This is a genomic window from Holophagales bacterium (genome assembly GCA_016719485.1).
Taxonomy (GTDB): Bacteria; Acidobacteriota; Thermoanaerobaculia; order UBA5066; family UBA5066; genus UBA5066.
In genome coordinates, this window is the sequence record JADJZB010000026.1 from 67043 (window position 1) to 87834 (window position 20792).

Annotated in this window: 17 protein-coding genes, 1 tRNA gene and 1 pseudogene; 6 read left to right on the forward strand and 13 right to left on the reverse strand. The window is 68.4% G+C overall.

Annotated elements, in window-relative coordinates:
• The first annotated feature begins 164 nt into the window (after positions 1-164).
• On the forward strand, positions 165-734 hold the full coding sequence (locus IPN03_18395) for a polyhydroxyalkanoate synthesis regulator DNA-binding domain-containing protein (GenBank protein ID MBK9375630.1): 570 nt from the start codon (positions 165-167) through the stop codon (positions 732-734).
• A gap of 22 nt (positions 735-756) precedes the next feature.
• Here the strand turns inward: IPN03_18395 and IPN03_18400 are convergent, their stop codons facing one another.
• The 4 genes from IPN03_18400 to IPN03_18415 all read right to left on the reverse strand — a co-directional run bounded on the left by IPN03_18400 (position 757) and on the right by IPN03_18415 (position 5443).
• Positions 757-2931 carry a protein kinase gene (locus IPN03_18400; GenBank protein ID MBK9375631.1) on the reverse strand — a complete coding sequence of 725 codons (2175 nt, stop codon included), beginning with the start codon at positions 2929-2931 and terminating at the stop codon, positions 757-759.
• Complete coding sequence (locus IPN03_18405) at positions 2915-3496, reverse strand: hypothetical protein (protein MBK9375632.1); 582 nt, start codon at positions 3494-3496, stop codon at positions 2915-2917. The genes IPN03_18400 and IPN03_18405 overlap by 17 nt, the downstream gene beginning before the upstream one ends.
• A gap of 337 nt (positions 3497-3833) precedes the next feature.
• Entirely contained in the window at positions 3834-5003 is a 1170-nt protein-coding gene (locus IPN03_18410; GenBank protein MBK9375633.1) for an aminotransferase class V-fold PLP-dependent enzyme, read from the reverse strand.
• Positions 5000-5443, reverse strand: a complete 444-nt coding sequence (locus IPN03_18415; protein MBK9375634.1) for an Rrf2 family transcriptional regulator — start codon at positions 5441-5443, stop codon at positions 5000-5002. The genes IPN03_18410 and IPN03_18415 overlap by 4 nt, the downstream gene beginning before the upstream one ends.
• Positions 5444-5522: 79 nt before the next feature.
• On the opposite strand from IPN03_18415, the gene IPN03_18420 reads away from it, so the two are divergent.
• Complete coding sequence (locus IPN03_18420; GenBank protein ID MBK9375635.1) at positions 5523-7190, forward strand: FAD-dependent thymidylate synthase; 1668 nt, start codon at positions 5523-5525, stop codon at positions 7188-7190.
• Positions 7191-7222: 32 nt separating this feature from the next.
• On the opposite strand, the gene IPN03_18425 is transcribed toward IPN03_18420, so the two are convergent.
• Both IPN03_18425 and IPN03_18430 read right to left on the reverse strand, forming a co-directional pair.
• A complete protein-coding gene (locus IPN03_18425) occupies positions 7223-7498 on the reverse strand; it encodes a hypothetical protein (protein MBK9375636.1) in 276 nt (91 codons plus the stop codon).
• Between the two features lie 4 nt (positions 7499-7502).
• The gene (locus IPN03_18430; protein ID MBK9375637.1) at positions 7503-8432 is read right to left on the reverse strand and encodes a CAP domain-containing protein; all 930 of its coding nucleotides are present in this window, start codon (positions 8430-8432) and stop codon (positions 7503-7505) included.
• A 190-nt stretch (positions 8433-8622) separates the two neighbouring features.
• Between IPN03_18430 and eno the strand changes: the two genes are divergently transcribed.
• The 3 genes and pseudogenes from eno (at position 8623) to IPN03_18445 (ending at position 11533) form a co-directional block, all read left to right on the forward strand.
• Complete coding sequence (gene eno / locus IPN03_18435) at positions 8623-9897, forward strand: phosphopyruvate hydratase (protein ID MBK9375638.1); 1275 nt, start codon at positions 8623-8625, stop codon at positions 9895-9897.
• 141 nt (positions 9898-10038) lie between these two features.
• Positions 10039-10419: a septum formation initiator family protein gene (locus tag IPN03_18440; protein MBK9375639.1), complete on the forward strand. Its 381-nt coding sequence runs from the start codon at positions 10039-10041 to the stop codon at positions 10417-10419.
• A 14-nt stretch (positions 10420-10433) separates the two neighbouring features.
• Positions 10434-11533, forward strand: a pseudogene (locus IPN03_18445) (aminotransferase class V-fold PLP-dependent enzyme).
• A 6-nt stretch (positions 11534-11539) separates the two neighbouring features.
• Here IPN03_18445 and IPN03_18450 read toward each other — a convergent pair.
• The 3 genes from IPN03_18450 to ahpC form a co-directional block, all read right to left on the reverse strand.
• A complete protein-coding gene (locus tag IPN03_18450; GenBank protein ID MBK9375640.1) occupies positions 11540-11944 on the reverse strand; it encodes a hypothetical protein in 405 nt (134 codons plus the stop codon).
• A 207-nt stretch (positions 11945-12151) separates the two neighbouring features.
• Positions 12152-13717 carry an alkyl hydroperoxide reductase subunit F gene (ahpF, locus tag IPN03_18455; GenBank protein ID MBK9375641.1) on the reverse strand — a complete coding sequence of 522 codons (1566 nt, stop codon included), beginning with the start codon at positions 13715-13717 and terminating at the stop codon, positions 12152-12154.
• Between the two features lie 146 nt (positions 13718-13863).
• Entirely contained in the window at positions 13864-14427 is a 564-nt protein-coding gene (gene ahpC, locus IPN03_18460; GenBank protein ID MBK9375642.1) for a peroxiredoxin, read from the reverse strand.
• A gap of 224 nt (positions 14428-14651) precedes the next feature.
• Here ahpC and IPN03_18465 point away from each other — a divergent pair.
• Positions 14652-14728, forward strand: a tRNA-Met gene (locus tag IPN03_18465).
• Positions 14729-15030: 302 nt separating this feature from the next.
• On the opposite strand, the gene IPN03_18470 is transcribed toward IPN03_18465, so the two are convergent.
• The 4 genes from IPN03_18470 to IPN03_18485 form a co-directional block, all read right to left on the reverse strand.
• Positions 15031-16071: a DUF4365 domain-containing protein gene (locus tag IPN03_18470; protein MBK9375643.1), complete on the reverse strand. Its 1041-nt coding sequence runs from the start codon at positions 16069-16071 to the stop codon at positions 15031-15033.
• 395 nt (positions 16072-16466) lie between these two features.
• Positions 16467-17177, reverse strand: coding sequence for a hypothetical protein (locus IPN03_18475; protein ID MBK9375644.1), 711 nt, complete (start codon positions 17175-17177; stop codon positions 16467-16469).
• Positions 17178-17183: 6 nt separating this feature from the next.
• Positions 17184-19799, reverse strand: a complete 2616-nt coding sequence (locus IPN03_18480; GenBank protein ID MBK9375645.1) for an N-6 DNA methylase — start codon at positions 19797-19799, stop codon at positions 17184-17186.
• A 59-nt stretch (positions 19800-19858) separates the two neighbouring features.
• A complete protein-coding gene (locus tag IPN03_18485; GenBank protein MBK9375646.1) occupies positions 19859-20119 on the reverse strand; it encodes a hypothetical protein in 261 nt (86 codons plus the stop codon).
• Positions 20120-20792: the final 673 nt, after the last annotated feature.

Sequence of the window (20792 nt, forward strand, 5' to 3'; positions counted from 1 at the left end):
GGCGGTCCGCCGCGGGCATCTCCTGGGACGCACGGAACGAACGCTCAGTTTACGGAGGGCGGCCTCCGCGGTCACGCGCATCTTCCGCCACGGCTCCACGACGACCTTCGGCCCTCCGGCCCACCGGTCCTACAATCCGAGGCCTGCACCCCGGAGGGAACGTGATGAGCCAGCCGATCGTGGTCCGGAAGTACGAGAACCGCCGTCTCTACGACACGTCGTCGAGCCGCTACGTCAACCTCCCCGAGATCGCCCAGATGGTCCGCGAGGGGGCCGAGGTGCAGGTCGTCGACGCGAAGTCGGGCGAGGACATCACGCGGGTGATCCTCACGCAGATCATTCACGAGGACGCCCGCCAGAAGAAGGGCGAGCTGCCGCTCCCGTTCCTGCGCGAGCTGATCGTCACCTCCGACCGGGCCTTCCGCGACTTCCTCTCCTGGTACTCCGACGCCGCGCTCTCGGCGCAGCGAGGGGCGAAGGAGGTCTTCACGCCGCTCGCCCACGCCCTGCCGTTCCTCGAGAGGACGCTGGAGACGCTCCGGCAGAAGGCGGCACAGGGGGGCCCGGGCAGGCCCGAGACCGCGGCGACCTCGACCAGGCCGGACGACGTCGAGAGCCTGAAGGCGCGCATCACCGAGCTGGAAGCCCAGCTCTCCGTGCGGCGTGCTCCGCGCCGAAAGGCGCCGAAGGCCGAAGCCGTTCCCCGGCGGGCCGCCCGGCGGCCCGCGCGCTGACGGCGCCGTCCGGGTCCGCTCCTTACGCGACGATCCGGGTCAGCGCGGCGTAGAGATCGGCGGCGCTCGCGGGCCTGCGATCGGGCCGCTTGGCCAGGCAGGCGAGGATGAGCCTCTCGAGGTAGTCGGGCAGGTCGGGACGCAGCGAGCCCGGCCGCGGCGGCTCGGCGGAGACGTGCTTGTGCATCACCTCCGCCGCCTCCTTGCCGAGGAAGGGGCGCTGCCCGGTGAAGAGCTCGAACAGGACGACGCCGATGGTGTAGAGGTCGCTCCGGGCGTCCAGGTCGCGCCCGAGCGCCTGCTCCGGGCTCATGTAGTGCGGCGTCCCCACCGTCAGCCCGTCGAGGGACGCGTGGTCGGACCCGTCGGCCGTCCGCGCGATGCCGAAGTCCATCACCTTCACGACGCCGTTCGGCAGGACCATGATGTTCTGCGGCTTGATGTCGCGATGGATGATTCCCGCCTCGTGGATCGCGGTGAGCCCGCGGCAGAGCTGCTTGGCGATCTGCAGGCCGGGGGCGAGGGCCACTGCGCCGCGCCGGTCGAGGAGCTCGCGCAGCGTCGTTCCGGGGACGTACTCCATCGTCAGGAAGCGGAGGCCGTCGGCCTCGCCGAGGTCGTGCGTCCTCACGACGTTCGGGTGGGTGATCTTGCGGGCGAGGCGAATCTCCTGCTTGAGCGTCTGGACGGCCTGCGTCCCTTCCGCGAAGGCCTCCGGGGTCAGCACCTTCAGCGCGACCTCCTCGTCCAGCTCCCGGTCGAGGACCTGGTAGACCGCGCCCATCCCCCCGCGGCCGAGAACCGAGAGGACGTCGTACCTCCCGGCGAACGTGGTGCCGAGGCGCGGGCCGGAGGCGGCGGCGCGGGCGCCCCCGGGTGAAACGGTCGCGGCGGAAGTCACCGAGGTCGGCGCGACGCCGCGGGTGGCGTCGGCAGGCCTGCGGCGCATCTCGGCGAGGAGCTCCTCCAGCTGGCGCTTCTCACGCAGCTCGCCGACGAGCGCCTCGAAGGCGCGCGCGAGCAGGCCCACCTCTCCGCTCCCTCCCGACGGGAGCTTCACGTCGAGGTTGCCGTCCCGGACGGCGATGGCGCCCGCGGCCAGCTGCTGCAGCGGCCGGGCGATCCGGCCCCCGAGGAGGAAGCTGACCGGGATCGAGACGACGAGGACGCCGAGGCCGACGAGGAGGAGCGTCTCGCGGATCTTCCGGAAGGCGGCCGTCTCCTCCTCGCGCGAGCGCGAGACGACGACCGCGCCGAGGGCCTCGCCGGACGCGGAGAGAACCGGGATCGCCTTCACGACCCGCCGCTCGCCGCTCACGACGAGATCGAGCGGCCCCACCTCCGCCCCCTCCCGGAAGAGCTTCGCCAGGACCGACGGGTCGCCCTTCAGGGCGGGGACGAGCATGTCGCCCCCGAAGTCGTCGGTCGCCGCCCCGATCTCGAGCTGCGGAGGCGCCCCCTTCTTCGCCGTGTCGGCGACGAAGGCGACCTGCCCGCCCGTCAGATCCCGGAGCTCCCGCGCGCGCGCCTCGTCGAGCGGAATCGACGCGGCGACGACGCCGACGAGGCGGGCCTCCCCCTTCTGGGGATCGCCCGCGACGACCGGCGCCGCGGCGACGATGGCGAGGGTCTTCCCCTCCCGGATCGTCGCGGCCGACTCCGTCCAGGAGTCGAGCGGCTCGGCCACCCACGCGACCTCGCGGAACGAGCGTCTCTCCTCCTCGACGGGGGTCCGGTCGCTGCGCGCCACGAGGACGCCCCCGCGGTCGAAGAAGAAGAACGTCCGCGCGTTCAGGATCTGGGCCTTGTCCTTTGCGGTGTCCCAGACGGTCCCGACGGGAGAGTCGAAGATCGCCTTGATTCCCGGCTCCTCGGCCACCGACCTCAGCGTCGCCTTCAGCTGCGACTCGAGGCCCGTCCGGTAGAACGCGACGTCGCCCGGGATCTTGCGCAGGGCGGTCCGAATGCTCTCCTCCGCGATCTGGTTCGCACGCCACGTCGCGATCGCCACCGCGAGGCCGAGCGTGACGACGACGAGGAGCGCGGCCGAAAGGAAGTACTGCGTCTTCAGGCGAAGCCCTTTCGCCGCCAGACGCGCGCCGCCGAGACCTGCGCTCAGCGGACCGGAGGCGCCGGCGCGAGGGGCGACCACGGTGGGGGCGGATTCGGAGAGGGAGTCTTCAGTAGCGGTTTTCATCGTCGTCCGGCGGGGGATAGTTCTTCCCGTGCTTGTTCTTGTGGGGTTGCTCTTTCCACTGCGACGCGTCGAAGGGAACGGTGACCTCGATCGTGCCGCCCGCCGGGACAGCGACCGTCCCGCTCCACTCGCCACCCCGCTCCTCCCAGACCTTCAGGGTCTGGCGGCCGGCCGGGACGCCGGACACGAGAGCGATTCCGTCTTTTCCGGCCTGGGCGTAGAGGTTCCCGTCGACGACGACGACGTAGGCCGCCATCTGGGGGTGGATGTTGCAGTAGACGCGGACGACGCCCGGCTTCTCGAAGCTCGTCTCCCGCGCGGCCCCGTTGCGGTAGAGACCGAGGTCGAACGGCGAGGTCTCCGAGAGACTGAAGACGTTGTGGAAGATCTTGTCGTAGTTCGGGAACGTGACGGCCGATCCCTTCGGGACCGCCAGGACGCGCGGCTCGAACCTCTTCTCACGCGAGGCCATCCGGGGACGCGCTGCCGGGGACGCGCCGCGCAGGCCGGGAAACCAGGCGACGGCGTCGGCTGAGGGAGCGGCCTTTCCGTCGGCTCCGGTCACGAGGACCTTCACCCGCACGTTTCCCGGCGGGATCGGCGTCGGGGTCGGGCGCGGCGTCGAGGTGGCCGCCGGCAGAGGAGTGACCGCAGGCAACGGCGTTACGGCAGGCGGCGGGCTCGGAACCGGATGCCAGGGCGGGCTCGGCACTGGGGACGGTGCCCACGGCGGGGTCGGCGCAGGGGACGGACCCCACCGGGGTACAGCGGTCGGGCTCGACCTGCGCAGCGCGGGCGTCGGCACGGTCCGGTCGTACTGACCGGCGACGGTCCGCGGGTGGAGCGCCAGCAGCGCCACGCAGGCGAGGAGGGGTCGCGAAGGCATACGGTTCAGAACGATTCTATGCCGAGAGCGACGCCATCTCAGACCGGATGCGGCGGACGGCCTCGACGACCTCCGACGCCGCGAAGTCGACCTCGGCCACCGTCGTGAACCGGCCGAGACCGAACCGGATCGTCGCCTTGGCGAGGGCGTCCGGGACGCCGAGCGCCCGCAGGACGTGGCTCGGCTCGGCCGACGCCGTCGTGCAGGCCGACCCCGAGGAGACCGCGAGGTTTCGAAGGGCCGTGATGAGGCGCTCCCCGTCGACGCCCGCGAAAGAGAGGCTCAGGTTGCCCGGCAACCGCTCGACCGGGTGCCCGTTGAGGGTGACGCCGTCGAGCGCGCCACGGATCGCCCCGTCGAGCCGGTCTCGCAGAGCGACCAGGCGCGCCGCCTCGACGTCGCGCTCCCGGGACGCGAGCCGGACGGCCGCACCGAAGCCGGCGATCCCCGGTACGTTCAGGGTCCCCGAGCGGAGGCCTCGCTCGTGTCCGCCGCCGAACACGAGGGGCGCGAGGGCCACCCGCGGCCGGCCCCTCACCCAGAGCGCACCGACTCCCTTCGGGCCGTGGAGCTTGTGGGCGCTGAGAGAGGCGAGCGCGACGCCGGAACTCACGTCGAACGGCACCTTCCCGAGGGCCTGCGCGGCGTCGGTGTGGAAGAGGACGCCGCGTGAACCACAGAGCGCGCCGATCTCCGCCACCGGGTTGAGCGTCCCGACTTCGTTCTGGGCCGCCATCAGCGAGACGAGGATCGTCCGGTCCTTCAGCGCCGCGGCGACCGCCTCCACCGCGATCCGCCCCGTCTCGTCCGGTGCGAGAACCGTCACTTCGAACCCCTCCGCGGCGAGCTGCCGGCAAGGGTCGAGAACGGACCGGTGCTCGACGGCGGAGGTGACGACGTGGTCTCCCCGACCGCGGGCGGCCCTGGCGGCGCCGAGGATCGCGAGGTTGTTCGACTCGGTCGCGCCGGACGTGAAGACGATCTCCGCGGGCTCGGCGCCGAGGGCCGCCGCGATCTCCTCGCGTGCGGACGAGACGGCGCTCTCGGCGGCCCAGCCGAAGGCGTGCTGGCGGGAGGCGGCGTTCCCGAAGTCCCCCGTGAGCCAGGGGAGCATCGCCTCGAGGACACGCGGGTCGAGCGGCGTCGTCGCCTGGTGATCCAGGTAGACGGGCCGCCGGCGGCTCACGGCGCGGCGACCGCCGCCGACTGGCGCTGCGACTCCGGCGACCTGAGGATGTCCTCGAGCGACACGGCTTCGAACGCCCCGTTCACCAGGTGGTTGAGCCGGCGCATCGCGTCGGTCGCCACGCAGAAGGGGCGCGTCCGGCAGCGGCCAGTCGACGTTCCGCTCGAGCAGAACGTCAGCGAGATCGGCCCCTCGAGGGCGTTGACGATGGACCGGAGGGTCACCTCTCCGGCCGGCCGGGCCAGGCGGTAGCCGCCACGGCTCCCACGCTCCGACGTGACGAGGCCCGCGCGGGCGAGCCTCTTCAGGACCTTGGCGACGATCGTCGCGGAAACGCCGTACGTGGCGGCAAGCTCGGTGGTCGAGACGCACGCGTTGCGGCGCGCGATCTCGGTCAGGACGAGAATGCCGTAGTCGACGATGCGGTTGAGCTTCAGCATCGCGGAGCCCCCAACAGGCCACTATAGGCCCGGCGAGGGGCCGGTTCAATTCTGCGGATCCTCGCTAGACTCCCGCCGCGTGCCTGGGTTCCTTTCCCCCCCGCCCCGCGTGAGGCTCGTGAACGCCTTCGGGCGACCGTTCGACGGCGTCGTCGCCGCCGCGCGCACCTGCTACAGCCCGAAGGGGATCGTCACCCCCGAGGAGGTCGCGGGCGACGCGATCGCCGACCCCGCCGAGAGGGAGCGCCGCCGCGCGCGGCGCGACGCCCTGGCCCGGGACGTGTACCTCGCCGGGCACCACACGACGTTCCAGCACGCGCACTTCCAGTTCACGCTCGAGAACGTCAGCCGCCAGCTCGTCTGGTCCTTCCTCCACGCCCACCCCTTCTACAACTCCGAGCAGACCTCGCAGCGCTACGTCGAGGTGAAGCCGGGGACGTTCGCCGTCCCGCCGCTCGCGGGCGAGGCGCTCGAGGTCTACCGCGCCGCCTGCGAGAGGCAGACCCTGGCCTATCGCCGCCTCGGCGAGCTCCTCGTCCCCGTGGCCTCGCGGGCCTTCTACGGCACGTTCCGCGGGCGGGAGAGCCAGCCGGCCCGCTGGGAGAAGGCGATCCGCAAGCGCGCCCTCGAGGTGGCCCGCTACGTCCTCCCGGTCGCCACGTTCACGACGCTCTACCACACCGTTTCGGCCGTCACCCTCTTCCGGTACCGGCGCCTCGCGGCGACGTTCGACGCCCCGACCGAGCAGCGGCTGGTCGTGGAGGCGATGACCCAGGAGCTTCTCCGGCACGACCCGGCCTACGCCGGCGTCCTCGAAGAGCCGGTGCCGCTCGAGGCGACGCCCGAGTTCGCTCTCGCCGAACGCCTCTTCGGCGGTCCCCGCCCCGACCGGCCGGGCGACGCGTCGTTCCGCGCGCGATTCGACGCGGGGCTCGGCGGGCGGATCTCGCGCCTCGTCGATCGGAAGGCGCGGAACGAGGAGCTGCTCGCCGAAGCGGTCAGGGAGGTCGTCGGGATCTCTCCCGAAGCCCTCTCCGACGACGAGGCGATCGCCCTCGCGATCGACCCGGCCGGGAATACTCTCCTGGGCGAGGCGCTCAACCTCACCGACCACGGCAAGCTCGCACGGGCCCTGCATCACCCCGCCTACACCTTCCGCAAGAAGCTCTCCCACACGGCCGACAGCCAGGACCAGCGCCACCGGACGACCCCCGCCTCCCGCCCCACGCTCCACGCCTATCTCACCGACGACCCCGACTACGTCACCCCGATGCTCCTCGCGGAGCCCGGCGAGGCGAAAGCGCTCTACGACGAGACGATGGAGAGGACCTGGGAGGCGATCCGGCGCCTTCGCACCCTCGGCGTCCCCGACGAGTTCGCGCCTACCTTCTCCCGAACGCCGTCGCGCTGCGCTTCACCGAGTCGGCCGACCTCGCCGGCCTCCGCCACAAGCTCGCCATGCGCCTCTGCTTCAACGCACAGGAGGAGATCTGGCGCGCGTCCCTCGACGAGGCCGAACAGGTGCGGGAGGTGGAGCCGCGCATCGGCCGCTGGCTCCTCCCCCCCTGCGGGCTGCGCGCCCGCGCCGGCGCGAAGCCCGTCTGCCCCGAGGGCGAGCGTTTCTGCGGCGTCCTCGTCTGGAAGAAGGACCTCGCGGACTACCGGCGCCTCTTCTGACGCAGAACGGACCCCGGGGTCAGGTCCAAAACCGTGTATTGTCTGCGACAATACACGGTTTTTGACCTGACCCCCAGTTCTTTGACCCCCATCCCCTTCGCTTTATTCTTCGTTCTGCAGGAGGAGGCGGAGGGCCGTCTCGGTCGGGGTGCCGGGCGGGAGAAGGACGATCGGGAGCGTGCCGGGCACTTCGTCGCGGATCGCCGCGGCGACCTGCGGGTCGTCCGTGACCACGGTGTCGACGCGCGAGGAGCGGGAGAGCGTCTCGAGCGTGCCGTCGACGCCCCGGGCCGAGAAGAGGACCGCATCGGCCGGAAGGAAGGCCCGGAGCCGCTCGACGAGCCCCTCGTCCGCGGAGGAGACCAGGAGGTGCCTCACCGCGCTACCGGGCCGTCACCATCGGCGTCGCGACGGGGAAGAGCTTCCTGCCCATCGCATCGCCTTCCGCGGCGAAGACGACGAGGTAGTAGTGCCCCGGTCCCCGGTCGAGGGCAACGACGAGCTCGACCCTGCCGCTCGCGTTCGGCCGGAAGTCACCCGGCTCACCCGATGCCCACCGGGTCCCGGCCGGGGGATAGGGGCGGAGAGTCCGCAAGGCCGGCGGCAGGCCGTAGGAGCCCCGTGCAGAGATCTCGGACCTGGACATCGGCCTCGGAGGTTCCTCGTACGCGACCTCGACGGCGCCGACGTTCCAGCCGCGCGGGAGCTTCAGCGCGACGAGCGCCCCCTTCCCCGCCTTCACCGGCCCCGGGGGCAGCTCGGCCCACTCGAGAACGCGCCGGCTGTACTCCTCGGTCATCCGCATCTCGCCGCCGACGATCGCGAAGCCGATGCCGACGTGCGTCCAGATCGGGTCGAGAACCGTCCTGCGGTGGCCGTCGTCCGGCGGCCTCTCGGCCATGAAGGCCGCGTGCATCGCCTTCAGGAGCTCGACGGGGGGCTCGGTGAACTCGAAGCCGCGGCGGCTCTCGGCCGCGAAGTTCTGGGCGTGGTGGTCGATCCCGCCGGCGAGCGCCCAGCGCAGGTACGGCGGGCGCCCGGCGAGGTCCCAGTGGCCCGACGTCCGGTTCCGGGCCGCGTCCTCGCAGAACTCGTCCCCCACTTTCGCCCCGAGGAGGTCGTACGCCAGGGCCGGGGCGCCGTGCGCCGACCGCTCCTCGTTGATCACCCTGAGAAGCTCGGCCTTGGCCGCGGGGACGTTCTCGGCGTAGTCGGGCGCGAGGCTCGACATCACGACCCGGCGCGGCTCGGGGTCCCTGGCCGCCACGACGGGAAGGGCGGCGAGGGCCACGAACGCGGCGAGCGCCCGCACAGCAGTTTCCAACCGGGGGTCTCTCACCCGTAGAATCTTACGGGCCGGAAGGAGCCCGGTTGCAGTGATCCGATTCGGAACATCGGGTTGGAGAGTCGTCCTCGCCGAGGAATTCCCCTTCGCGAACGCCTGCTGCCACGTCCTGGAAGGCTGAGCGTCACCGTCCCCGATCGGGGAAGGAAGGAACCGCATGTACGCCATCGAAGAGATCCATGCCCGGGAGATCCTGGATTCCCGCGGGAACCCCACCATCGAGGTCGAGTGCCTCCTCGAGTCCGGGGCTTCCGGCCGCGCCGGCGTTCCGTCCGGCGCCTCGACCGGGACGCGCGAGGCCCTCGAGCTGCGCGACGGCGACCCGAAGCGCTTCGGCGGCAAGGGGACCCTCAAGGCCGTCGACAACGTCAACAAGACGATCGCCCCCGAGCTCCTCGGCTTCGACGCCCGCGACCAGGCGGGCCTCGACCGCCTCATGTGCGACCTCGACGGCACCGAGTTCAAGTCGAAGCTCGGGGCCAACGCGACGCTCGGCGTCTCGATGGCCGTCTGCCGCGCCGCATCCGAGGCGTGCGAGCTGCCGCTCTACCGCTACCTCGGCGGGACGGGTGCCGTCTCTCTCCCGGTGCCGATGATGAACGTCGTCAACGGCGGGGCGCACGCCGACAACCCGCTCGACCACCAGGAGTTCATGCTGATTCCTGCCGGGTTCGAGTCGTACCGCGAAGCGCTGCGCGCCGGGGCCGAGACGTTCCACGCGCTCAAGTCGATCCTGAAGAAGAAGGGGCTCGCGACCTCCGTCGGCGACGAGGGGGGCTTCGCGCCGGCCGTCGGCACCGCCCGCGAGGCGCTCGACGTCATCGTCGAGGCGATCGGCAAGGCCGGCTACAAGGCCGGAGAGCAGATCTTCCTCGCCCTCGACCCGGCCGCCTCCGAATACTTCAAGGACGGAACCTACGTTCTCGACGGCGAGGGCCTGAAGCTCTCTCCCGCCGAGATGGTCGCGTTCTGGGAAGCGATCGTGAAGGACTATCCGATCGTCTCCATCGAAGACGGTTGCGCCGAGGGAGACAGGGCCGGCTGGAAGCTGATGACCGAGCGGCTCGGATCGAAGATCCACCTCATCGGCGACGACCTCTTCGTCACGAACCCGAAGATCCTCGCCGAGGGGATCCGGGACGGCATCGCGAACGGCCTCCTCGTGAAGGTCAACCAGATCGGGACGATCACGGAGACGCTCGAGGCGGTGCGCATGGCGCAGGTCGCCAGCTACGTCACGGCCGTCTCCCACCGCTCGGGCGAGACCGAGGACACGACGATCGCCGACCTCGCCGTCGCGACGAACTCCATGTTCATCAAGACCGGCTCGGCCTCCCGCTCCGAGCGGCTCGCGAAGTACAACCGCCTCCTCCGGATCGAGGAGGAGCTCGCCGACGCCGGCCGCTTCTTCGGCCTGACGGTCAAGAAGTAGAGACGTGAAGAAGGACTGAGGAGCACGGCGAAGAGTTGAGGTTCGAGCGGATCTCCGGGCCGAGGGAAGGGTCTCGTCTCGAGGACGGGGGGGCGGTCTGCGCCGCCTCCCCGCCCCGCGCGGCGCACCGACGAGCCGCCGGTGTCGGGGCCCGCGGCACGCCCGGACCGTCCGCACGTCCACCCGCTTTCCTACGTCGGCTTCTCGCTCGTCCTCTCGGTCCTTCTCTTCGTCTTCTTCCTCGCCGGCGACCGCGGCCTCCTCCAGGTGAGGAAGCAGCGGGCGCAGGTCGGCGCGCTCCAGGCCGAGGTCTCGGCGATCGCCGGGCGGAACGAGTCGCTCGAGAGAGAGGTCGCGCGCATGACGAAGGATCCGGCCGCGGTCGAGAGGATCGCCCGCGAGGACCTGCAGCTCGTCGCCCCCGGCGACGTCGTCCTCGTCCTGCCGCCCGGGTTCGAGGAGAGGGTGACGCCAAAGCGGCCGCCCTCCTCCGGCGAGCCGGGGGCCCCACCCTCGCGCTGACGGAGCCCTCCCGCGTGATCCATCGCCGCGACGCCGAGCACCTCGACGCTTCCGACCCGCTCGCCCCCTTCCGCGACCGTTTCGTCCTTCCCGACGGCCTCGTCTACCTCGACGGCAACTCGCTCGGCGCGCTCCCGAAGGGTGCGACCGCGCGCGTCGCCGAAGCCGTCTCGCGCGAGTGGGGGGAAGGACTCGTCAGGAGCTGGAACGACGCCGGGTGGATCGACCTCCCTCGCCGCGTGGGCGACAAGATCGCCCGCCTCGTCGGCGCGGGAACCGGCGAGGTCGTCTGTGCCGACTCGACCTCCGTCAACGTCTTCAAGGTCCTCTCAGCGGCGCTCGCCCTCCGGCCCGGGCGCCGGACGATCCTCTCCGAGGAAGGGAACTTCCCCACCGACCTCTACGTCAGCGAAGGCCTCGCGCGCCTCCTCGACCGCGGATACCGGGTCCGTCTCGTTCCGAAGGGCGATGTCGTCCGCTCCTCGACACCGACACCGCCGCGCTCCTCCTGACGCACGTGGACTACCGGACCGGCGAGCGGCACGACCTCTCCGCCGTCACGCACGCTGCGCACGCGGCCGGCGCGCTCGCCGTCTGGGACCTCGCGCACACGGCCGGCGCGATGCCGGTCGACCTGACCGCCGCCGGCGCCGACTTCGCCGTCGGCTGCGGCTACAAGTACCTCTGCGGCGGCCCGGGCGCGCCGGCGTTCCTCTACGTCGCGCCGCGCCATCAGGAGGCTTTCCAGCAGCCGCTCTCCGGGTGGCTCGGGCACGCGGAGCCGTTCGCATTCGAGGCGGCCTATCGCCCCGCCGCAGGCATCTCGCGCTTCCTCTGCGGCACGCCGCCGATCCTCTCGATGTCGGCCCTCGACGCCGCGCTCGACGTGATCCTCGAAGCCGACCTCGCACTCGTGCGCGCCAAGTCGGAGGCGATCACCTCGTTCTTCGTCGAGGCAGTGGAGCAGCTCTGCGGCGACGCCGTGGGTCTCGTCTCGCCGCGCGTCCCTTCCCTCCGCGGCAGCCAGGTCTCCTTCTGGGGCAGGGGGCGCTCGCGGAGGTGCTTTCGTCGCACGCCCACGAGCGCCCCGAGTTTCGGCTGCGTTCGGCGGTGACGTGATCTACCGGTAGCGGGCCCGCGCCCAGTAGCCGGGGATCCAGCGGCCCCAGCGGTCGTAGTAGCCGGTCACCCACACCGCGCCGCGGTAGGGCCGGGCGATCCAACGTCCCTCGACGTAGGCCCAGCGGGCGGCGTCACGGTAACGGCGGTCGTACCGGTAGGCGTCCCGTCCGTAGCGGTCGTCGCGGTGGCGGTTCTCGTAGTTCCACCGGCCGTGGCGGTCATCGTGACGGACGTCGACGACGACGGGCAGGGGCGGCACGGGGAGGTGGCGCAGCACCTTGTGGGGCGCAGGCGGGAGCGGGAGATTCACGTGGACCCGCACGTCCGCCGGGGCCGACGGCGCCACCGCGAGGGTGAGGGCCGCCGCTGCGGCGAGGATCATGTTCCGGTTGGCGTTCTTCATGTCGGACCTCCTTGGACGATCTGTGGGAGTTCGTTGCTCCCACCCCGTCCATTGCAGGCCCGATGCCAGCCCGCCGGAACGCCCGAGAGTGCGGCGCGTCACTCTTTCGCGCCTGCGAAAGGTGCCATTCGCTCTCGACCGGGCCCTCAATCGCCCTCTGGAGAGGACGAGAAGCCTCCCGGCGAGCGCCGGGAGGCCCTTGGGTCACTACGCCGCGTGGATCCGGTCCTCGAAGGCCGCGAGAGCGGCCTTCGCTCCCTCGCCCATGGAGATGATGATCTGCTTGTAGGGGGTCGTCGTGACGTCGCCCGCCGCGTAGATCCCCTTCGTCGACGTGCGGCACTTGTCGTCCACGACGATCTCGCCGAAGCGGTTCACGTCGACGAGCCCCTTCACGAGAGCGGAGTTCGGGACGAGGCCGATCTGGATGAAGATCCCGTCGACCGGGATCGTCTTCTCCGCGTCGTTCCCGCGGTCGACGACCTTGATCCCCGTGACCTTGCTCCCGTCGCCGACGATCTCCGCCGTCCGGTGGTGGAGGACGATCTGGGTGTTCGGCAGCTTCTTCAGGTTGTCGACGAGGACCTTGTCGGCCTTCAGCTCGTTCATGAACTCGACCACGGTCACCGAGCCGCAGATCCCGGCGAGGTCGATCGCGGCCTCGATGCCCGAGTTGCCGCCGCCGACGACGACGACCCTCTTGTCCTTGTAGAAGGGGCCGTCGCAGTGCGGGCAGAAGGCGACGCCGCGCCCGATGTACTCCTTCTCGCCGGCGACGTTCAGCTCGCGCCACTGCGCGCCCGTCGCCACGATGAGCGACTTCGCCTGGAGCACCTCGCCCCCCGCGAGGCGGACCGTCTTGAGCTCGCCGTTCTCGATCGCCTCCACGCGCCGGTTGTCGAGGATCTCGACCGGGTAGCTGCGGACGTGGGCCAGGATGTCGGCGGCGAGCTTCTTCCCCTCGGTGTGCGTCGTCCCGATGAGGTTGTCGATGCCGACCGTCTCGAGGACCTGCCCGCCGACGTTCTTGGCGACGAGGGCCGTGCGGAGCCCCTTGCGAACCGAGTAGATCGCCGCGGACGCGCCGGCCGGACCGCCCCCGACGACGACGACGTCGTAGGGCTCGCGCGCCGGGAGGTCCTGCGCCGCCTCCGACGCTTCGGCGCCGTAGCGCTCCTCGAGCGCGTCGATCAGCTCCACGAGACCGGCCCGGCCCACGGAGACCTGCGCGTTCTCGTGGATCGTGGAGATCACCGTCGGGACGCCCTGGATTCCCAGCTTCTCGACCTCGCTCTCCGCGAGGCCGCCGTCCACCATCTCGTGGACGAAGTCGGGGTGGATCAGGGCCATCTGGTTCAGCGCCTGCACCACCTCGGGGCAGTTGTGGCACGAGAGGGAGACGAACGTCCTGAGGCGGACGGGCCCCTTCAGGTGCCTGATCCGGTTCTGCAGCCCTTCGTCCGGCCTCTTCCCGAGCCCCGCGGCGTTCAGGACCGCGAGGACGAGGGAGGAGAACTCGTGCCCCCCGGGAATCCCCTTGAAGAGGATCGACGCGGAGCACCCTTCCACGGCCACCTCGAACGAGGGGATCGCGGCGGGCTCTCCCTCGACGCGGTGAACGACTTTCCCCGGTGCCGTCGCAGCGATGTCGGCGAGCATCGTGGTGAGCTCGTCCTGCTTCGGGTGATCGGACGGGCGCTGGCGGAGGACGATCGTGACCGGGAGGTCGCGGTAGAGCTGCTGGAGCTGCGCGGACAGGGAGGCGTCGAGCATGAGGTTTCTCTGTTCCTATTCGGGTGTGCGCGGGGACGAGCTCCGCTTTCCGCAGGAACTCCCGCTCGCGCCGGAGTCGGTGGGCCCGAACGGCTGGAGGGGACGCGGCTCCCGAGGGGCCGCGTCTCCTCCACGCCGGGTCCGGATCAGATCTTGCCGACGAGGTCGAGGCTGGGCTTGAGGGTCTCCGCGCCCGGGGTCCACTTCGCGGGGCAGACCTCGTTCGGGTGCTTGGCGATGTGAACCGCCGCCTGGACCTTGCGGAGGAGCTCCTTGGCGTCGCGGCCGATGCCGTTGTCGTGGATCTCGACGATCTTGATCTGCCCCTTGGGGTTCACGACGAACGTTCCGCGGTAGGAGAGGCCGGCGTCGTCGATGTGGACGCCGAACGCCTTCGAGAGGTGGTGCGTCGGGTCGGCGAGCATCGGGTAGTGGATCTTCTTGATGGTCTCGGAGGCGTCGTGCCACGCCTTGTGGGTGAAGTGGGTGTCGGTCGAGACGGAGTAGATCTCGGCGCCGAGCTTCTTGAACTCGGCGTAGTTGTCCGCCAGGTCGCCCAGCTCCGTCGGGCAGACGAAGGTGAAGTCCGCCGGGTAGAAGAAGAAGATCGCCCACTTGCCGGCGAGGTCCTTGTTCGAGATCTCCTTGAAGGCGCCCTCGTGGTAGGCCTGCACCTTGAACTCGGGGATCTGGCTGTTGATGATGCTCATGCTGTCTTCTCCTTGCGTAATCAAGCGGGCGATCGCCTCGCTATTTAGACTACGTCCAATATAGAACAGACGGATTGAAAAGGGAAGCCCGGCCCCTCGATGAGGCTTACCGGCCGGGGAATGGAACGACACGATGGCCGGCCAACGCCACCCCTTCCCGGCCCGCGGCCACGGGCCGGCGCTTGACTTCCCCCCTGCGCCCCGGTATCTTCCCCCTCCCTTGACGCGGGGTGGAGCAGCCTGGTAGCTCGTTGGGCTCATAACCCAAAGGTCGCAAGTTCAAATCTTGCCCCCGCAACCATACATAAGTCCGCGAGGTGAAAGCGGTTACGGGTACCCGGCGGAAACGCCGGGTTCTTCGTATTCGATCGAATCCCTAGGTCATCCCTAGGTTGGACGCGCTGGGCTCGCTGTTGATGCGGGTTGAGCCGCTCGGGTCGGCGGGTTCGCGCCGCGTCTGCTGGGGTGTGCGGGTCCCGCGCCGGCCGTCGCTCTCTCCCGAGACAGGCGGCCACCCTGGCCGAGGTCGCCGGACCGAAATCCCTAGGTCCATCCCTAGGTTCGAAGGGAGCGATTGGAGGCGTAATACCGGTCGGCGATCGTCTAGTAGAGAGATAACTCCCCGAACTCCTTGGCCGATGCGACCACATCACCAAACCACTCGTCATTCCTGAGCGCGGGGTAGCGTGTCAGGAGGAGCTCGGCAGTTCCCCGTACGTCGCGCGCGTACGAGAGAGCGATCGTCGCTGTCCACGTCGCGCCCTCGATGTCTCCGCGCTCGATGAGAATGGCGACCGCGTCGATGAGCTTCGAGGCGATGCCCGGATCCTGGCCGAGCAGCATGTCGACGCACTGCCCGAATGTTCCTCGGCCCCACTCCTCGATATCGGCCGCACGGGTCAGCAGGACGATCTCGTCCGGCGTCCAGACGAACGTCTGCTTGACCGTTTCCTCGACGTGCGGGGGAATCCAGGTGCGCTTCGTCCAGAAGACGTCCGGGTGTGGCGTCGCGTACGACAGGACCGTGATGGCTTGGCGGAGGGGGAGCGGCTGGAGATCGACGAGGAGGCGGCGCAGGATGACGAGGTAGCGAGCGTCATGCCGACCGAGTGCCAGGGTGTCCCAGATGGCAGACGCCTGGTCCGACGCGCTCGCCGAGAGCAATGCGAGAGTCGCCGCTCCACCGTTGATCGCGGCGTAGCCGGCGACCGCCGAACAAAACTGCCCCCGCAAGCTCCTCGCGTCGAGGACGGCGTGCCGCGGGATCGGAACGCTCCCGCCTTCCTGTGTCGGGTGCTCGCGGAGGTGCCCCGTGAGGTCGCCCCACCGCAGCGTGCCGTCGCTCGGGTCGTAGACTAGCCCGAAGACCGGGACGGTCGACCGCCGCCAGAGCGAGGCGTGCGTGTCAACGGGGACGACGTAGTCGCCGCTCGCCGTCTTGAACGAGGTGCCGGACTTGATCTGGACGGCTACGCAGAGCGGGGTGACTTCGTCGCCGTCCACGAGGTCGACGTACGCGTCCTTCCCGAAGTCGTTCTGCTGATCGACGACCTGGAAGACGCAATCATGTTCCTCGAAGAAGGCCCGTGCGGTGTTCACGCCCTTCAGGTTGGTCCGCCGTGTCTTCGGCAACTTCACGCTCACCGAACCATCGTACTCACCGGGAGGAATCATGCGAGCACGTCGCCGATCGCCCTCGCGCCGTTCAATGTCGACGTCCTGCGAAAGCTCCCCTGGAGGACCTCCGTTCCAGCGGGCAGAAAGCTCTCCGCCCACACACTCTTCTGCTCGTTAGTGACGCGACCTCCTGCGCTCCCGTGTGCCGCTCCTCCTGACACAGCGTCTCGGCGACCATCGGAGCCTCACGACGACGCTCGGTTACCTTCGGGTCTTCCCTAGCGATCTCGCGAACGCGATTTTCGGTCTACGCTTCCATCTGAAGGCTGAGCACTCCGGCGGGAAGAACAAGCGGGTTCGTCGGGCGGCGATGTGGCCCTGACGCTAACCTCCGCTCTAGTCGATGGTATCTCTGGCGGACGTCAGTTCTGGCTAACCTTCACGAAGAGCCACAGGTGTGTAACCTGGATCGCCCCCGATGGTCGACCATCATCAGCGGCGACACCGGGTCGATCATGCTTCGTTGCGATCGCCTCTCCCTCACACCGATCCTCGCAGCACGGTCGCACCGCGCCGACATCGAGGACCGAGAACTCCTCCTGCCGCCTCAGCAGGTACTTCCCGAGGTTCTTCGGCGTGGTATCGCACTTCCGGACGTACGCGAGCATCAAGGCGGCCTGCATGGACCACCCGTACTCACCGATCACGTATCGTTTGAGGCCTTCCTTACAGTACAGGTCGATGCCCTTGCCTGGCTCGATGAGTTTGCATTCCGCGAAGATGCCGTACACCTCGTGCCGCGCCCGGTAGGGACGAGTGCTACTTAGCCGGAATACGAGATCCGGCTTCTTCTTGATGCTCTTCCCATCCCAAGACGGCACCTCGGCGCCCCGCTCGACCGACGAGAAATGCTCCTTGCTGAACAGGGTGATGGCCTTTGGCTCCCCGTAGAGTGTATCGAGGAGCCTGCGCTGAAGCGCGAAGGTGATCTCATCTTCCAGTGCGGTCGACGGGTTGCAATCGATAGCGTTCCCCGGTTCCTGAATCTCCTCCCACGCTTTGCACAGCACCGCCTCCGCCGCTCGCAGCAAGCCAGGCGGTACTTCGTGTGGCGCCGTGCGCTTGGCAGTCACGTCCATCTACGCGTGGACTACCTGTTGGAGGTCTTTGCTGTAATCCTCGGAGAGCCGGCGGGCGCACAACCGGCCGCGACTCGGAGTCAGATATCGCATCTGATTGATCATCGCGATCGTGATCCCTCGGCCGCCGGGGCCAATCACCACGATCTGCGAGCTGCCGAAGGCCTCCGCCAGAACGTGCGCGTCTGGAACAACGGAGATGCTCGCCTGGTCCTGACCGGCGCTCCCAATTGCAAACCACACCCAAGAGTCCTTCGCCGAGATAATGCTCGCCTGCAGCCTGTCGTCGTCACGGAGCAGCCGGAGCTCCGCGTTGAATTCCGAGAGAAACCTCTTCAGGACGGTATCCGAAGCCGACAGCTGTCCCCAATCCTTGTTCTGCTTGAAAGGCAGGCTAGCGGCTAACGTGTCGTGGACCACCTGAAGATCAGCGTCGCCCAACTTGTAGCAGGCCATCACGAAGCTGTTCATCGCCGCCCGCATCTCGTTCGGCGTCGCGCAGAAGGCCCTAGAGAGCTCCTCGATCTTGTCTTGATGAACACGCGGGAGAGATTCGAGAGGCACGATCGGCACCCTGTCGAGGTCCTCCTTCGTGATCTCCTCCCGCTCGACCCCGAGCTTGCTACTCGTCAAGAGCACGTAATACAGGAGCAAATCACTGCTCAGGACGAGGTGGAGATATCGAGCGAGCTTCTCCGCTTCCGCGTGACCGTGTGTGCTCAATCCGTAAAACGACTCATTGAACGCGACATCGCGTAGAGCAAGGTGCGCCCAGCGAAAGCATTCCCGCGCTCGCGGGGCGACTGGACATAGCACTAACGGCGCGCGGTAGATCTCCCGAGATCGAGGGTAGAGAACCCGGCTGATCGTGAACGGGAGTAGCTTTCGCGTGTCGATCAACGGGGCAAGATCGTTGCGACTTGCCAAGGTCGGCAGCCCGTGAAGCGCCCCGGCACTTTGGTGCTCTCTCGCGCTCCCACCGACTTGGAACCCATCTCCGTACGTGAGACTCAAGCCTTCCCAGAGCTCATGCAGGGGGCGGCCGCGCGACTCGATCTGTCGAAGAACCGGGATGTCCAGCGCGGACCCTCGGAACATGATCTTGAAGAGGTACGCGTTCTCCGCCACAGCCCCGTGCCAAATGGGCTGCGCCGCCGAATAGTCGATGCGGAAGCTGCCGAGACTATTCAGAGCATCGTCGATGAGGGGACTGGCGTACGTGAACTCATCTGCCGTGCCCGGCTTTGTGTTTTCAGCGAGGATGAAGCAAAACGGCGCACTGACTCGCGGCCATACCGAGGTGTGACGCAGGGCTGCTCCGTTCAGAATGCTGCGCACCCGGAGCGCTCGAAAGACGAGGTTCCGGGCCAATTGTCCCGGCGCGGACTGCTTGAAGAGGAACCGAGCATGCATGAGGAACGCAATGCGACCGCTTGGCTTTGCCCACTGCATCGCGACGAGCAGGAAGGCGAGATCGGGGTTGTCGTCCGGGAGACCGGCGGCTCGAGCGTCGTCAGCACCGAGGCGTTCCCTTACGGGTGCGCGAACCGCTTCGAGGAGCGCCCTCCGTCGCGCCGCTGTACGTTTTGTGACGGTCCACGGTGGATTCCCGAGCACCAGGTCAAATCGCGCGAGAAAGCCACTGTCTGCACCGTGCTGGAGGCTACCAAGAGCGTCCTGGTCGAACTTGAACAGAACGGATCCAAGGAGTTCCTTGAAACCGAGTTTGCTCAGAGGGCGTGGCTTGACGTCCACCTCGAGAGCCGTGAGATACAGACTGAGTGCCGTGAGACGGAGCGCCGTTGGGTTTACATCGAAACCAGCAAGCTGTTCGTACAAGATCCGTCGAATCTCAGCACTGGTGGGTGGCTTCCCATAGTGCTTCCAATGAGCAGCCACCAGCCGACGGAACGCAGCGACGAGGAACACGCCGGCGCCCGCCGCAGGGTCGAGGACTGTCGCGGTCCATGGCCGAGGAAGACCATCGAAGGCCTCGGCGACTACGTATTCCGCGAGCTGTCGCGGCGTGTAATAGACACTCTTCGATCGCGATGAGGCGTCGTACTTGGCGCAATGGCTCTCGTAGACCTGGCTGAGTAGGCCAACGGGCACGTGACCGAAGTCGATGTCGCCCCAGTCAAACATGAGCTGGCCAGAGGGTTGGGCGCGGTGTGCGATCAGAGCGAGTTGACCCAGGATGTCGCGTCGGTTTCGCTCGGAGAGTTGCTCAAGCCTGCGTGAAAGTCCGCTAGTGCCGAATGATAGCGGGAGGAGATCTCCGTTGAACGTCTCATCGAGCCACGAGGAGGTGGCCTGGGCGCGCGATGGTGTGCTGAAGCACTCCCCGTATTCGGAAGCAGCCTGGCAGACTTCAGTGAGGTCTTCTGGCTTGACGATTTCGCGATCGACGAGGAAACGAAGGAAGAGGGCTCTGCCCGAGAGGGACAGCGCATCGTCTGCACCCAGACCGCTCCTGCTGATCTTGTCTGTCGCGCTCTCAAGGAGCGAGAGAATGAGGTCCGCAGAGTACTTTCGGCGGGCATCGATTTCTGGGCGCAGGCCGAGACTAGGAACGAAGGATCGCGATTCCGGATCGTGCTCGGTGATCGACCGCACTGGCCGTGCAGTAGCCTGCCCAAAGTCGTAGAGAGTGAGACGTCCTGGTTCGACGAACGCTAGGAACGGCGTATCGGCGCGATACGCCACGATCCTGTGAAGAGAAGGGAGCTGCTGCTCGTCCGGCGGTCCCCCACAACGTACAAAACGCTACGGCCTCCGAGTTCGACGACGCCGTCGATTCTGTCCGCGCCGCTGAGCCGTAGGATGTCGAGATACGGGAGCTGGCGCGGATCCGAACGGCCCTTATCCAGAAGCAGCACGGACTCTCGCGAGGCGCCGAACGCCTCAAGCAACGAGGTCAGGTTGGCCTTCGACATGCTCTTAGGTTAGGGGCGCATGAACATCGTGAGTTTAGCAGACCTCGAAGTCACTATCATTACGCATCTTAGCGCGACAGCCGATTCCGGGCCCGCACCTTCGCACGTAACCGTCGTCCAGCTTCGGGCGCTATGCCTCGGCTTGAACCTCGTGGGGAAGGCGCGCAGTGGTACGTCATCACGAGGCTTGTGTGGACTGGCAGCTCCATTAGCAGCCGGTCGAGCGCACCCGCCGGTCGAGAAGTTCCTTCATCGACTTCGGGTGCGCGCCGTCGATCTTTCCGGTGAGCCCGAAGCACGCCCCGAGGACGAGGGGGTCGGACAAGGGCGGCCCGGAGCCGCGTCGTGCGCCCGCGGATCGCGCTCGGCGACTAGATTTCCTGCAGCCATGAGCGTCCGCTCATGGCTGCAGGTCGTCTCGGCGAGGATGGCTGGGCGCCGGGGTTCGAAGTGGAGACACGTGGATTTGTCGTGTCGGCACCGGGGGGAGTGCTCGAGCATGGTGGGAGAGCCCTCTCACCATGGGAGACCTGCGACCCAGGACTCGAAGCTGGCTTGTGCGACGGAGAGCGTCGGGTGCGGCATCGAAGAGCTCCTGCATTCAGCCAAACGTGAAGGAAGGCGACGAGAGAGAGGGAGCGTCGTCGCTCGACGGAGGGGCGTGGGGGGAAGG